The following is a 14,748-nucleotide window of genomic DNA, read 5'->3' on the forward strand; positions in this document are numbered from 1 at the left end:
TGTCATGGAAGCTAGGTAGATGAAGGTAGAAGGCTCGCTGATGAAATATGCCGCCAGCGGCGTATTCTGGTCGCTGGTGCAAGTCTGGGTGAACCGGATCTTTGCCCTTGGCCTCTGGGCGGTGCTGGCGCGCCTGCTGGATCCGACTGCCTTCGGGATCGCGGCCACCGGCACATTGCTGTTGCAGGTCACCCCGACCCTGGCCGAGCTGGGATTTGGCCGCTCCATCATGCAGCGCAAGGCGTTGCAGGATTCCGACATCAACCTGCCCTTCTTCTTTTCTCTGGGCATCTGCCTTCTGGTGACGCTTGTGGTGTCGCTGAACGCGGATTGGATCAGCAGCCAGCTGCACGCCGAAGACGCCGCGCTCTATATCAGCCTGGTGATCGCCACGTTGCTTCTGAACGTTCCCAGCCTGTTCCAGGAGGCTGTTTACAAGCGCAACATGCAGTTCAAGTTCCTGGCGATCCGGACCTTCTATGCCAATGTCATCGGTGGTGTCCTGGCGGTCATTGCCGCCCTGCTGGGGGCTGGTGTCTGGAGCTTTCTGGTGCAGGCCTACGTGACCTGCATCATCAATACCTTCCTGATCTGGCGGCGCCCCCTGTGGACGCCCGGCCTGTCCCTGCACACCCAGTCGTTCCGGGAGATGCTGAGGTTCGGCTATCCCCTGTCGTTGCAGACCCTGAACGCCTTTGTCGGTACGCGGCTGATCGATTTCATCATCATCGGCAAGTTCGGTCTCGCGGCCTACGGGATCTATGCCATTGGCTCGCGCCTCTATACCGTACTGATGCGTATGTTGCAGGGGGCCTTGGGGGATGTCTCGCTTTCGGCGCTGTCGCGCATATCGGACGATCGCGACCGCCTTGTCTCGGTCTATCGCAAGACCATGATGATGGGCGGCTACGGCACCTCCACCATCTTCGTTCTGCTGGCCTCCATATCGCCGGAGACATGCCATGTTCTGTTCGGCAGCCGCTGGGACGGGGTCGATGATATCGCGACGCTGCTGATGCTGATGGGGGCCGTGAACTGCGTTCAATACCTGAACGGGCCCTTTCAAGCCTCTCGTGGCAACAGCCATCTGATGCTTGTCACGGGGCTGTCCAAGACCGGCATCTCGATTCTGGCGCTTTTGCTGGTGCCTTCGGACAGCATCATCGAACTGACGATCATCTTCGTTCTGGCACAGGTGGCCGCCACGCCGATCTCGTTCTTCTTCGTGACACGAGAGCTGAAGATGGGCATGTGGGCCGCCTATCGCCTGCTGCTGCCGCCGGCCCTGATCAATGCGGCCTGCTTTGCGATGGTCTGGTTTGCCAGGCCCGAGGTCGCATTGCTGGGATTGCCGGTCATCCTGCAGGGGGTGCTGCTGGCGCTGTTGTTCGCGGTACTGTTCTTCGTGCTGCTGGTTCTGGTGGATCGCAAAAAGGCCCTGAAGGGGGTCAGGATGCTGCGCACGGCGCTGCGCAGCATCTGAACAGGTCTCCCCCCGGGGCCTTCCAAAGGGCTTTTCATCAAAGCCTGCTCAGGCGGAAAGCGCGGCGGCGACCTCTTCAAACGTGGGAGTGTGATATCCCACCGCTATGCCGGTCTGTGTCAGGCTGACCGCCTTGGTAAAGCGCACCTCACCTGTCGCAGGATCGACCCATTGCACGCAAAAGGGCTCATCAGGGTCCGCCCCCAGGGTCAGGAACATCCCCTCGGCGATATTGGTGACATCGCTGAACAGGGCTTCTCTGCTGCCGCTGGTCACATCGGCAGTCACCCCGCTCAGCGAGCCGAAGGTGCCCGTTGCCACGCAGCGCCAGCCCCATGAGCTGCCCTCGACAGAACTGGTGTTGTAGATGAATTGCCCGCGCCGCCAGGTCCCCGTTGTCGGAACCGCCCCCCGCCGCGCATCGGATCGCGACTGGAAACCGCTGTCGAAAGGCAGGCCCAACCCGAAGCCCTTGGAAAAATCGTAACGGTTGCCCTCGATGATCGAGGTGGGCATCACGGAAGCGCCCATCTGCAGTGCAGATGTCGGTGTTCCATCCGCCGCGCCGTTCCCTTCGAAAACGTTATCCTTCACAATGAAACGATTGCGCAGGGAATTGGGCCTGATCCAGTTGTCAAAGCTGTAAAGGCCATCCTTGTTCACCGTCTCGAAGGCGTTCTGCTGCACGGTCAGGGCACTTCCCGTCTTCATGTTGTCCACCAGAACACCGTATTCGCCCGCCCCCCGGACAGTATTGTTGACGACCCGGTTTCCGGTCCCCTCAAGACCGAACAGAGTGATACCGTTTTTCGTGCAATTGCGGATCATGTTGCCCTGGATGGTCAGCGCCTCGACGGTCTTGATGGCCTTGTCGTAGCTGAGGCAGGTGATCCCGCTGGTACAATCCTCGATGACATTGTCCAGGATATCGATCTTCCGCATCGTCGTGATCGCGGTCCCCTGCGGCATATAGAGAGAGATACCGCCACTGCCGCCCGCGCCACCGCAATTCTGCGCCCAGTTGCCCTGGATCAGGATGTTTTCCTGATCATAGCCTTCGGTGCCGCTGCGATCCTCATAGACGATATAGCCACCAGGAGAGGGGCAATCCTTGATCCGGTTGCCGATCATCTGGCCACCTCGGAAATTGCCGTAGAACTTCATCCCGCCCGTGCAGGTGTGGCAGAAATTCCCGATATACAGAATGTCGACGTTCTGCCGGTCACTGCCCGGATTGTAGCTGCCGGTCGAGATCGGGTCGTCGCTGATGTTGTGAATGGTGCAGCCGATGACCTTGCCGCGCTGCACCCGTGTCAGGTGAATGCCATCGGTGCCGGAATAATGCTCTATCCCGTCGCCTTTGCTGCTGTGCACCTTGCAGTTCTGGATCACCACGTCGCTGGCATCCATCACGTTGATCGCAAAGCCGATATTGCCCTCGGTTTCGATTTTTTCGATGGTCGCCCCGGCGCAGTACTGAAGGTGCAAGGTCTTGGCCCCGATGGCGCCGGAATAGCTCTCGACACCCGGCCGGCGGATGGAAAAGTCGATCAGCTGAACCGTCTTGTAGGCGTCATCTGTCCCGCCGAGGTAAAAGCCATAGCCCGTGTGGTCCAGCTCGAACACCGTCTGCCCGATCCCGGCACCACGCAGCGTGAGGGACTTGCCGGGCGAATAGATCGATGATGTCAGCCTGTAGGTGCCCGCAGGACAGTAGAGGCGCGTCGATACGTTCAGGGCAAGGTTGAGAGAGGCCGTGTCATCGGTCACCCCATCCGCTTTCACATCGAAGGCAAAGGCGTTGTATTCCGGCGAAGCCGGGCCGAAGAGCGGCAGAACATACAACTTAACCCCCCCGACCGTGGTCAGATGGTGATCTGTCGCATCGATCGCCGCCTCTTCGTAGGTGAAGCTTCCGAAGTAGTGCCGGGTTCCCTGACCATAGCCCGGATAGGAGGTCGCCAGAAGTTCCGAGATCGAGGAAATCTGGTTCGGCGGCTGCTTCCAATAGATCTTCTGCGGAAGGTCTTCCGCGGGCACATTCAGTGACTTCGAATAGATTATCGGGGCCATGTTGCATCGCTTTCTTCGGAAATGAGAAACATGCCCCCTCCGCCCGCGGGGCCGGGCAGAGGGAAGCAAGCGATGAAACCCTGCTCTATCTTTCTTAAGTGGGTCCTGCGGGACCGTGACGGTGGATCTGCTCAGCTCGCGACTTCAGGTGCGTTCAGGCCGAGACCGAGGCGTGCCCGGTCGGCATGATCTTGTCCCGCAGCGCCATCATCGGCCGTTCCAGCACCCGCGTCACGACATAGGAGAACAGGATCGACAGGCTGTATTGCAGCACCACCAGGGCCCAGACGGGTATCTTGCCGTGCAAGCCGATCTCGAGAATCCGCACGACCGGCACGTGCCAGAGATAGAGCGGATAGGAAATCAGGCCGACGAAGGAGAGGGCGAAGCAGAGCCGGGGCAGGTGGCGTTCGATCCCCGACTGGTGTAGCAGAAGCAGTGCGGATGTCCCGCCCAGGGCGGCCATGGAATAACCGATGATCGCGCCGGCGGGTGTGTTCTTCGACACCATCGACACAAAGATCACCCCCGCGATCAGCCCCAGCACCTGCAGGACTTTCTGTTGATGCACGCGTTTGAACACATCGGGTTTGAAGACGGTCAGATAGGCCAGCAGCGCCCCGGCCGAAATCCCGTCCAGCCGGTAATGCGTCTGCTGCTGGAGCTGGACGAAATCCGCCCCCAGCCAGAACCCGAGACCGCGCAGGACGGGGGACAGGACGATGATCCCGACAAAGATCCCCGGCAACAGCGTGACCTGTTTCTTGAATGCGAACAGCACCGTCAGGCCCAGTGCGAAGATCAGGTAGAAATGTTCCTCGACCGCCAGCGACCATGAATGGGTGGCAACGCTGACATCGGCGTAGTTCTGGATATGCAGCGCGATCTGCCAGAAGAACTCCCTCAGTGGGGCCGCCCCGGAAAACGCCATCGCGATAAGAAAGAGATAGAGCACGGGCCAGAGCCGCAGAACCCGGCGCAGGAAGAACCGCCGCAGATCCAGTGTGCCCGTCCTGTCGATTTCACGGAAAATCAGCCGCCCGACCAGAAACCCGCTGAGCACGAAGAACAGGTCGACCCCCGCCCAGCCAAAGCGCGCGCCTGGCCAGAGCAGCAGGTTCAGCCAGGCCATCCCTGTATCGACATGATTGACATGCCAACCGACCGCGAGAAGGATCGCAATCCCGCGCAGAATGGCCGTCAAAATCAAGGCTGGAACACTGGCCGACGTCTCATGTTCTGGTTTTCCAAGTAACTTTCCATCTCTTGGCAAGCATCATGACCCAATAAGCGAGAATGCCAGTCAAAGCTTGCGGTGCAACGGCGTTAAGCGCACCACGGAAAATGATGATGATAAAGCCCATCAAGATCGCGTAGAGGAAGAAGTTGTGAAACCCCCGCTCGCTCGACAGGATGGCGCTGCCGTTGGTCTCGACATGGGAAATCCAGAACCCCAGCAGCACGAAAAGGATCAGAACACCGGGCAGGCTGAAGGCCAGCAGCGCCTCCGAGGGCAGGGGGTTGGCCACGTTGTTGTAGAGATATCCAAGCTCTTCCGAGACGATCACGCCGCTGTGTACTGGTTTCGACGGCCACAAGGCGCGTGGTACGAAGAACAGGAAGGCGCCCAGCAGGTTCATGCCCCAGCGGATCGGTTCGGTCGCCAGGTACTGCACGGTCGAGGCGATCTGCATGAAACCGTCGAATTCGCCCGTCAGCAGCTTTGGCACGATGTCGCGGATCCGGAAGATATTGACGATGTCCTGAAAGCTGGCATCCGGTCGCGCGATCACCTTGGCCGCGGGAAAGACCACGAACAGGATCGACACCGCCGCAAAGGTCATCAGGAATTTGACCTTGGGCTTCAGGAAATCGATGTAGATGCAGCTTAGCGCGATGGCGTTGCCGAACAGCAGAAACCGCGGCAGGGCCGGCGGAAAGTTCAGCATCAGAAAGATCGGCGTATAGAGAATGGCGCTCCAGATCGTGAACCGCTTGATCATCATGGAGGGCGCATAGCGCGCCAGGCTGAGAAAGATCACCATGGCCAGCAGGCTCAGCGACCGTCCGATGAACAGGAACTGCGTCTTCAGGCCGCCGCCCTCGCCGCCGCCCTCGAACCGGGCCCTGAACAGCTGGCCGGGGCCAACCATCACGGCCAGCAGCAGGGCAAAAATGGCAAAACCCACGGCCCAGCGGGCGTAGAACACGCAAGAATCCAGGTCAAAGTCATTGCCCAGACTGCTTCTGACCCGCAGCTTCTGACGTCGCTGCATCAGGTAGAACCCGGTCCCGGACAGGTAGGCGGCCTGCGACAGGGCAATTATGCCATAGGCCAGGGCCAGGTCGGAATAGCTCAGGCTGGCGCCCCAGGGGAAAATCCCGAAAGAGACCTGCACAAGGCCCGGATAGGCCAGAAAGAACAGGTAGAAGAACGAGATCAGGTAATCGATTCCGCCGCGCCGCGTGCTCATGATCGAACTGGCCAGAACCAGCCCGGCGATGACCAGGTAGAATATCGAGACAAATTCGATATAGCTTTCCGACCGCCCGAAAGGCGCGGAAAAGATGACGATCGCCAGCCCGAACCAGGCGGCCAGCTGGAAGATTTTCATCAACCGGGTGCGCATAGGCTTTAGATCACTCCTGCCGCAGAGAGGATGGCGTGTCGCGATCCGCACTATCTGCCGAACCGGAAACCCTTTGATAGAAGCTCACCGTATCCAAGGCAATGCGATCCCAGTCGAAGGCAGACAGATCCGGCGCATGACCGGCCTGGCGCATCCGGCGGACCTCGGCCAGGACCTGTGCCATCTGCGCGCCGTCCAGCGGCGCCCGGATCAGCCGGACCCAATCTGTGCCTGCGGCGGCCTGCAACTCCTGAAACAGCCGGTTGTCGGAGCACAGCATGGGCCGCCCCGCCGACAGCGCAAAGATCGCCGCGCCTGAATTCAGCACGTCGCTGTAGGGAAACACGACGAGGTCGGCGGCGCGGATGGCGGCCACCAGCTCGTCTTCGGGCAGAAAGGCCTCGCGGAAGGTGACAAGACCGTCCCACTCCGGGCCAAGGCCCGCCAGCATCTCGGTCAGCCTGGTGTCGGGAATCGTCCGGCTCATCTCTCCGCAGATCCGCAGCTCGGCACTGCCGCGCGGCATTTCCAGAAAGGCGCGCAGCACTTCGTTGGCATTCTTGTAGCGTGTCACCGACCCGAAAAACAGGATCCTGGGCAAGCCCGCATCGGGCGTGTCGGCATGGTAAGCGGGAAAGGGGGCGATGACCGGCTTGTAATGGCCGTGCGGGGCCACCGTGATCGGCTTGCCTGCCAGCGCCGGTTCACTCTCCAGCGCCACTTCGGCCGAGGCCTCGGTCATGAAGATGACGCCATCGATCCGGGCCAGGAACCAGGGCCAGAAGTACCGCTCCAGCCGGGCGGCGTTGCGCTGCCCGGTGCGGCGCAGATTATGGGCGGTCCAGACGACCCTGGTGCCACGCAGCCCGGCCACCAGGAACAGCAGCCGCAGGAAGAAATAGCGCGGCCAGAACTTCCAGCCCTTTCCGGCGGCCAGGAACACATCCGGCCAGTGAATATGCAGGATATCCGGGGCAGGGCGGGCGAACATGGTCTTGCGCCCGAACTCGATGACCTTGGTGCCTGTTTCGGCCTCCATCGCGTCATAGAGCAGCTTTTGATAGGGATTGCGCGCGGCGTTGCGCCGGGCGGGCCAGGCAAGCACCCTCATGCCGGCACGCCGCTCAGCACATGCGCCTGCCAGTCAAAGGCAAAGGGTGCGTTCAGCGCCGCGTCGATCCCGGGGTGTTCCAGGCCTTTGCGTTTTTCCGTCATCGGTTTGGAATGTCGCACCTTGTCGATGGTGAAATCGGTCCCCAGCGGTGTGGCGCGCTCAACCCCCATGAACCGGTCGATGGCCAGAACCCCGGCGCGCGCATCCCGCCTTAGATCGCCGTAGGACACCAACAGCACGCCTGCGGGGTCCCGCGCGGCAAGGTCGGCCCACTTGGCATAATAGGCATCCCATTCGCGCAGATAGGCGCGGTGCAGATCCCCTTCGAAAAACGCCTCTTGCGAAGGAAACCAGCCGTTTGCCAGCCCCCAGCGAAAGATCCCGTCCAGCCAGTCGCGCGGTTCCCGGAACAGCACGATGTGTTTCTGATCCTCGGGATAGCCGCAGATCCGGTTGATTTCGGCCACCGATCCGACATGGCGGTCATTGCCATAGCGGCTGTCCATGACGATGCTGCTCTTGTCGTCCTGCCAGCGAAAATGCTTGTGACGCGGCGCATCACGGGCCGGATCGATGCGATTGATGATCCGGTAATCGGCCTTGCTCAGCACCGCCGAGAGAAAGTTCGTCCCCGAACGCTGGATACCCTGGTGCACCACCGGGTAGATCCCCTGATCCTTTTCGCGCAGCCGCGCCCAGCTTTTCCACAGAATGTCATATCCCGCGCGGGCCATGGTCCGAATAGTCATGTCGCCTCACCTCCCTGTCGGCACGTCCTTTGTCTGGGTGGCCGCCTGTTGATCCGGGGGACGTCAGCGTCCACCGGGCACGTCTGTTTCGGCGGCGCGCAGGATCGCGCTGCGCCAGCTCTCGCAGACCTTGTCGATGTGATAGGGCTCGCAGGCCTTGGCCTGGCGGGCGTAAAGCCCCGCCAGCGCCGTGCGGTCGGTTGCCATCCCTCGCAGGGCGGCGGCGACCTCGGCGTGGGCATCTTCGGCGAACAGGCCGTCCCCCCCGGGCAGGATCCCGCGCGGGCCGACATGATCCGACGCGACGACGGCCAGGCCCGCCGCCAGCGCCTCGACGATGACGATGCCGAACAGTTCTTCCCAGGTGGGGGTGCGCTGCGACAACAGCATCAGCACATCATGATCGGCCATGATTGCCGCCAGCGCCGCACGGTCATGAACCGGCCCGCGAAAATCGACGCGGGCGCCGGCCGCGGCACTTGCTGCCTCGGCAGCGCCGGCCATGGCCCCATTGCCGATGATGGTCAGGCTGATCGGCTGTTGCTGGGCCGTGAACGTCTGCATCATGTCCAGCAGGATCCGCAGACCCTTCTTTTCCGACACTTCACCGACGTAGAGCAGCTTTAGCGGGCCGGTTTCGCGCGGCGCACGCGCGGCCCCCGTTTCAAAGAACACGCTCGGCACGGCATGGGGGATCACCAGTGCCTGCTGGCCGGTGCCCTCTGTGACCGCATCGGCGACGACAGGGGTCACGGCGATCGTCTGCACGTTGGGGTGCGCCATGAAGGCCACCCAGCGGTCACGCAGCCAGCGTTTGAAGGCGGCGGGTCTGGGCTGGCGCGGCGTGGCATCAAGCCCCCAGTCATGCCAGGAGGTGTGATAGAGAATGCGATTCCGGCGGGCCAATCCGCGATAGATCAGCAGGCGCGGATCCCAGGGCGCAAAGCCCAGCACGATGACCTCGCCCGAGATCCGCGACATGTCCATACGCAGGCGCATGTCAGCGGCGGCGTTGCGGGTGCGCGCCGCAAAGGGTGTGCGATCCCGCCGCCAGGCGCGCAGCCATTCCTTGAACACGCTGTAGCGATGCGCCCCGGTCAGCACGACATCGCCGCGATCTGCCAGCAGGAACAGCGCCGGGAAATACTTGCCCGGATTGGTCTCATGCACGATACGCAGCCGCGGGGATTTCATATGTCTGCTCCGCAAAGGGCCAGGGTGTCCCGGGCCTGTTCGCCCCAGGAGAAATCGGCCGCGCGCCCCCGCGCCGCCGCGGATTTTTCGGCCCAGAGGGCAGGGTCGTCCATCAGCGCGGAAATCGCGGCACTGATGCTGTCCACGTCTTCGCCGTCGCAATAGACGGCGGCGTCGCCGCAGCGCTCCGTCAGGCTGGGAATACGCGAGGAGACCACCGGGCAGCCAAAGGTCATCGCCTCGATCGGCGGCAGCGGAGAGGCCTCGTAAAACGACGGAAACAGCAGGAAGCGCGCCGATTTGTAGGCGTCATAGATGCGCTCGGCGTCGTTCACCTGCCCCCAGAATTCGAACCGGTCGGCCAGGTCGGGGGGAACCGCCAGATCGACGCTCTCGAACGACGCGCCGGAGGCCCCGATCACGACAAAGCGCATTTCGGGATAGCGGCGCAAGAAGGCGATGGCCGAGCGGAGGATGCCGGGGGCATTCTTGCGCGCAGTGAGCGAGCCGACATAAAGGCCATAGGGGCGTGCCTCGGCCCCGGCCGCAGGTTGATCCAGGGCAATGTCGCGCGCCGCATCCGGGATGCCGCCGTTTTGCAGATAGCTCAGCCGGCCGCTGTCTTTGAGAAAGGGATAATGCGTCTCGATCGAGGCGCGTTCGGCATCCGATACCGTGACCACCTTGTCGCTGAAGCGCAGCACGAAGGGCATGATGGCGGAATAGGCGGCCCGGAATTTCCAGCTGTAGGCGGCGGGAAAGTACTTGTAGGACAGGTCATGCACCATCGTCACGGTGCGCCGCCCCGGCTGTAGCAGCCGGGCAACCGGCGCCGTGTTGCCAAGACACAGCAGCGCCCCCTTGCCGGCATGGCGGGGCAGGTCGATCTGCTCCCAGGCGTGGCCGGACAGGTGGCCGACCCGCTCGATTGCAATGGACTGCAACGCCAGCGGTCCGATGATCTCGCCCTTGGTGGGCAGCAGCAACCGGATCGGAGGGATCTCGCCCCGCGTCACCATGCCATCGAATTGCATCAGAAGTTCGCGTGCCACGCGCTGCACACCCGTTACGGATTGCAGCAGGAAGCGGCCATTCAGCACGATCTTGTCAGTCGTCACGTGATTGTCGTCTCTCTTGTGGGTGTGAAATATCCGCGCACAGAAGCGAGACGCCCCTTATTCCTGCCCTTGACGACATGAACCCACAACGTGAATTCACAATGACACGGACAGTCTTTTCAATAACATGGTGCCGCAACCCACCAGCCCGGCGGGGTGCGACAAGAGAAGGGGCCTGCATCACGGCGAATGCCGTCGATCAGTGCCCGGTCTGGTTGACGACCGCCCCGCCCGTCTTGCACAGGATGACGACATCCTGAACAAACGACGCCGAGGTCAGGTATTCCACGTCCATCTGGACACGTTCGTCATAGCTGACCTCGTTGCGACCCGACACCTGCCACAGCCCGGTCAGACCGGGTTTGAGGGACAGGTAGGCGGTGCGCAGCTCGCCATAGCGGCGGATCTCGTCCCGCACGACCGGACGCGGCCCGACAAAGCTCATCTCGCCCTTCAGCACGTTCCAGATCTGGGGCAGCTCATCCAGGCTGGTCGCCCGCAGCACCGCACCCAGCTTGGTGATCCGCGGATCGTTCGTCAGTTTCTGGCTTTCACGCCATTCCACCAACGCCTCGGGGTTCTCTGCCAGGTGCTGTTTCAGCCGCGCCTCGGAATCGATGACCATGGAGCGGATCTTCCAGCACAGGAACGGCTTGCCGTTGCGCCCGACCCGACGGTGCCCGAAGAAACCGGGACCGCCATCACGGCAGGTAATGGCCCAGAGAACTGCGATGATCGGCAGCAGCAGGGGCAGTAGAAGAAAGGCGAGAACCAGATCGAAGACCCGTTTCCCGTAGCGAATATAAAACGTCTGGCTTTCCCGGCGAATCGTGGTCCTTCGACCACGAGAGGAAACCGCCGTTGAACCTGCAATATTACCTAAATCAAAAGCTTTCACAGATGAACTCCCTTGCGGCATCTATCAAAACGCATGGATTTCCATAGTTTTCAAAATTTATGTGGCCCGAAACTCTCAGGACTGACCGCTTGTGTACAGATCTTATTGTGCATTGGGTAGCCTGTCGAGATGCACACGCAGCAATGCCGCCCGGCAGAAAGGCAGAAAAACAGGGGATAAGGCGCCTCGTTCCAGGATCGCCAGGGCGCACCCCGGGCCGGATCCGGCTGTCGCCTCTTTCGGAAGAGATCCGATAAGATACTGTTTTAAATGTCCTAAAATATTGTCTGCGGCGTGTTTTGGGGGCCACATCCCCCGGCCAACCGGCCGGGGTTCGGTCGGCGTGCAGGGGCACGGACCCCGTCGGCAAATCATTGCTGCGATGCAGAGAACGTGCTGCTTTCGAAAGCAATGACGGCAGCATGTTGCCGTCGCAAAGGGGCAAAAACAGCGGCTTTTGCATCGACCTATCCGGCAGGCGCATTCCACAGTTGCGCCCAGTGCAGCCCGGATTCGAAAACGGAGCCCGGGCGGATACCATGTTATTAACATAACTATGCTTATGGCGTGTTTGTACAGGGTCGTTCGTGCCCCGAAAACCCCCTGTCCGAAACCTTGCCGGCCCCCTTCTGCCCCGGCGTCACGCCCGGAGCTGCGCGCGCCATGGCAAATCCCGTGCCAAAAGATCAGGCGTTGCCTGCGTCCTGCCGCAGCCTCGGCGGGATATCGCCTCAGGGCCGGTCGCAAGATTTGGACAAACCCGCGCAAGCCCCTATTGAATAGCGTCAGGACACGACGACACTTTCACACTGGCCCATGCCAACTTTGCGGATGGAGGATTTTGACCGTCCCGCGCATGGGTTTTTCAACAAACTTCGAATGCCACGACACAATATTCAATGCCATTCGCGAAGGGACATGGTACTTAGAGTTCACTCCCTGCCTGCGGCCCGAGCGGTCGCGCACCGGCACCTTAACTCAGCAGGCCATCGCATCTTTCCGATACAGATAAAACAGTCAGACATCAGTTCATGAACCGTTCCTATACCAACTTCTCTTCCTCGGATCAGCAGAAGGCCCCTGCGGGTGCCACCGACGAGGTCATCGACATCAGTGCCCTGCTGGGTACGCTCTGGCGGGGGAAATGGCTGATCGCGCTCGTGACCCTGATCGCGCTGATCATCGGCGGATATTATGCCTATGGTGTTGCCACACCGCTCTTTCGGGCGACGGCTGTCGTCATTCTCGATTCCCGCCAGGAAAAGGTGGTCGATTTCGAAAGCGTCGTCGGCGGCCTGGGGCGCGATGCCACCACCATCAATTCCGAGGTGGAGGTTCTGCAAAGCCGCAACCTGCTGGAGAAGGTGGTCAAGACGCTGGACCTGACCTCGGACCCCGAATTCAATCCCTCGCTGCGCAGCCCGCCCCTCAAGGCGCAGATCCGCAACTGGATCAAGCGCACCGCCAACCGCCTGTTCACCGGCGAACCGACCCCCGCCAGCGCCCCGACGGCGACAAGCGAGGCCCTGCGCCAGCAGCGTATCCTGGACAGCACCGTCAACCAGCTGCTGCGCACGCTGACCATCAGCACCGTCCCCCAGAGTGTCGTCTTCGAGATCACGGTCGAAACCGAAGAGGCACAGAAGTCCGCCAGGATCGCGGATACCCTGGTCGATCAGTACATCATGAACCAGCTCGACGTGAAATTCGCCGCGACCGAGCAGGCCACCAGCTGGCTGTCCAAGCGTGTCGCCGAATTGCAGACCGAGCTTGAAGGCGCGGAGGCCCGCGTCAAGAACTTCAACGCCAATACCGAGCTGGTCAGCACCGAAACCCTTATCGGGCTGGAACGCCAGATCAAGGAATTGCGCGTGCGCATCGACAATGCCACGGCGGAACGCGACCGCTCGGCCACCTCGCTGGCCCGGCTGCAGGCCGCGAAAACCCCACAGGAACAGGCCGAACTGGCCAATGATGCCACGCTGAACCGGATCCTGCTGCAGATCGATCAGCCCGGCAGCCGCGAAACCTTTCAACAGCGCTACGACCAGCTGGTCGCCCGCGCCCAGGTCGAGGCCGATCGGGCCGAGAACCAGTTGGCCGCGCTGGAGAAATCCAGCACCGAACTGGCCAGCCAGATCGACCGGCAGAACACCGACCTGATCACCTTGCAGCAGCTGACCCGCGAGGCCGAGGCCAGCCGGCTGCTGTACGAATATTTCCTGACCCGCCTGAAGGAGACATCGGCCCAGGAAGGCACCCAGCAGGCAGACAGTCGCGTGCTGTCCAATGCGGTCATTCCGGGGGGGCCCTCGGCGCCGCGCAAATCGCTGGTGCTGATCATGTCGGCCTTCTTCGGCGTGCTGCTGGGCGCCGGGATCGTGCTGCTGCGCGAGCTGCGCCAGAACACCTTCCGCACCGCCCGCGACCTGGAACAGACCACCGGCCTGTCCGTGATGGGCCAGCTGCCGCTGCTGCCCATGCGCCACCGCAAGGATGTCATCAAGTACCTGGTCGACAAGCCGACCTCGGCCGCCGCCGAAGCGGTGCGCAACCTGCGCACCTCGGTCCTGCTGTCCAATATCGATCACCCCCCGCAGGTCATCGCCACCAGTTCCTCGACCCCAGGCGAGGGCAAGACCACCGTGTCGATGGCCCTGGCCCACAACTTCATCGGCCTGGGCAAGAAGGTGCTGCTGATCGAGGGCGATATCCGCCGCCGCGTCTTCAACCAGTACCTCGATACCGAGGCCGAGGAAGGGCTGGTCGCCGTGCTGACCGGCAAGCGCAAGCTGGAAGACGTTGTCTTGAAAGACAACAGGGTAGGCGCCGACGTGCTGATCGGGGAACAGACCGCGACGAACGCCGCGGACCTGTTTTCGTCGGAAAGCTTCGTGCGGTTCCTCAAGGACGCCCGCACCCGGTACGACACGATCATCATCGACACGCCGCCGGTGCTGGTGGTCCCCGATGCCCGCGTGATCGCCCAGCATGTCGACGCGATGCTGTTCGTCGTGGCCTGGGACCGCACCCAGAAGGGCCAGGTCGAAATCGCGCTGCAGATGTTCGAAAGCGCCAACCAGCCGATTGCCGGGCTGGTGCTGAACCAGATCAGCCCGAAGGGCATGAAACGCTATGGATATGGCGGCAAATACGGCGCCTATGCCAATTACGGGCGCAAGTATTACGTCGACTGAGACACCCCCTTTCCCAGGCTGAACGAGAACTGACAACGGGTCCCGACGGGGCCCGTTGTCGTTTGCGAGGGGCCGTTCGAAAACGGCCGGGCACGTCGCTCAGGGCCGGATCGCAGGGCTGGGCTCAGGGCCGGATCGCAGGGCGCGGGGCAGCGTTTGTGAGGGGGGGTATGAGGGGGGTCTGTGCCTGGGCGCGGGGCGCGCGCGGGGGGTGTGTCGGCATTTCACGGGTGGGGGGCCGCAACCCCTTGTTTTCAATGATTTTCGACGTCGGTATCTGGGCGGTATCCTG

General features: G+C 61.8%; 10 protein-coding genes. 2 read left to right on the plus strand and 8 right to left on the minus strand.

Annotation, left to right across the window (positions count from 1 at the left end):
* Positions 1-19 precede the first annotated feature (19 nt).
* Positions 20-1,483: an oligosaccharide flippase family protein gene (locus tag DL237_RS18795; RefSeq protein WP_119400588.1), complete on the plus strand. Its 1,464-nt coding sequence runs from the start codon at positions 20-22 to the stop codon at positions 1,481-1,483.
* 48 nt (positions 1,484-1,531) lie between these two features.
* Here the strand turns inward: DL237_RS18795 and DL237_RS18800 are convergent, their stop codons facing one another.
* From DL237_RS18800 to DL237_RS18835, 8 genes are all read right to left on the minus strand, one after another.
* Positions 1,532-3,556, minus strand: a complete 2,025-nt coding sequence (locus tag DL237_RS18800; protein WP_119400589.1) for a right-handed parallel beta-helix repeat-containing protein — start codon at positions 3,554-3,556, stop codon at positions 1,532-1,534.
* A gap of 154 nt (positions 3,557-3,710) precedes the next feature.
* Complete coding sequence (locus tag DL237_RS18805; RefSeq protein ID WP_119400590.1) at positions 3,711-4,829, minus strand: acyltransferase family protein; 1,119 nt, start codon at positions 4,827-4,829, stop codon at positions 3,711-3,713.
* A complete protein-coding gene (locus DL237_RS18810) occupies positions 4,789-6,186 on the minus strand; it encodes a hypothetical protein (protein ID WP_119400591.1) in 1,398 nt (465 codons plus the stop codon). The genes DL237_RS18805 and DL237_RS18810 overlap by 41 nt, the downstream gene beginning before the upstream one ends.
* A gap of 10 nt (positions 6,187-6,196) precedes the next feature.
* A complete protein-coding gene (locus tag DL237_RS18815; RefSeq protein ID WP_119400592.1) occupies positions 6,197-7,297 on the minus strand; it encodes a glycosyltransferase in 1,101 nt (366 codons plus the stop codon).
* Positions 7,294-8,049, minus strand: a complete 756-nt coding sequence (locus DL237_RS18820; RefSeq protein ID WP_119400593.1) for a sulfotransferase domain-containing protein — start codon at positions 8,047-8,049, stop codon at positions 7,294-7,296. The genes DL237_RS18815 and DL237_RS18820 overlap by 4 nt, the downstream gene beginning before the upstream one ends.
* Positions 8,050-8,112: 63 nt before the next feature.
* The gene (locus DL237_RS18825; RefSeq protein WP_119400594.1) at positions 8,113-9,243 is read right to left on the minus strand and encodes a glycosyltransferase; all 1,131 of its coding nucleotides are present in this window, start codon (positions 9,241-9,243) and stop codon (positions 8,113-8,115) included.
* Positions 9,240-10,361 (minus strand): glycosyltransferase family 4 protein, encoded by a 1,122-nt coding sequence (locus DL237_RS18830; protein WP_119400595.1) that lies wholly within the window; start codon positions 10,359-10,361, stop codon positions 9,240-9,242. The genes DL237_RS18825 and DL237_RS18830 overlap by 4 nt, the downstream gene beginning before the upstream one ends.
* Before the next feature lie 199 nt (positions 10,362-10,560).
* Positions 10,561-11,163, minus strand: a complete 603-nt coding sequence (locus DL237_RS18835) for a sugar transferase (protein ID WP_233545066.1) — start codon at positions 11,161-11,163, stop codon at positions 10,561-10,563.
* Positions 11,164-12,290: 1,127 nt separating this feature from the next.
* On the opposite strand from DL237_RS18835, the gene DL237_RS18840 reads away from it, so the two are divergent.
* Positions 12,291-14,456, plus strand: a complete 2,166-nt coding sequence (locus tag DL237_RS18840; RefSeq protein WP_119400597.1) for a polysaccharide biosynthesis tyrosine autokinase — start codon at positions 12,291-12,293, stop codon at positions 14,454-14,456.
* Positions 14,457-14,748: the final 292 nt, after the last annotated feature.

The sequence above is a fragment of the Pseudooceanicola sediminis genome (genome assembly GCF_003575965.1).
GTDB classification, from domain to species: domain Bacteria; phylum Pseudomonadota; class Alphaproteobacteria; order Rhodobacterales; family Rhodobacteraceae; genus Pseudooceanicola; species Pseudooceanicola sediminis.

Coding starts and splice junctions, on each gene's coding strand:
- DL237_RS18795 (WP_119400588.1), top strand. CDS start 20: ATGAAGGTAGAAGGCTCGCTGATGAAATATGCCGCCAGCGGCGTATTC.
- DL237_RS18800 (WP_119400589.1), bottom strand. CDS start 3,556: ATGGCCCCGATAATCTATTCGAAGTCACTGAATGTGCCCGCGGAAGAC.
- DL237_RS18810 (WP_119400591.1), bottom strand. CDS start 6,186: ATGCGCACCCGGTTGATGAAAATCTTCCAGCTGGCCGCCTGGTTCGGG.
- DL237_RS18815 (WP_119400592.1), bottom strand. CDS start 7,297: ATGAGGGTGCTTGCCTGGCCCGCCCGGCGCAACGCCGCGCGCAATCCC.
- DL237_RS18820 (WP_119400593.1), bottom strand. CDS start 8,049: ATGACTATTCGGACCATGGCCCGCGCGGGATATGACATTCTGTGGAAA.
- DL237_RS18825 (WP_119400594.1), bottom strand. CDS start 9,243: ATGAAATCCCCGCGGCTGCGTATCGTGCATGAGACCAATCCGGGCAAG.
- DL237_RS18840 (WP_119400597.1), top strand. CDS start 12,291: ATGAACCGTTCCTATACCAACTTCTCTTCCTCGGATCAGCAGAAGGCC.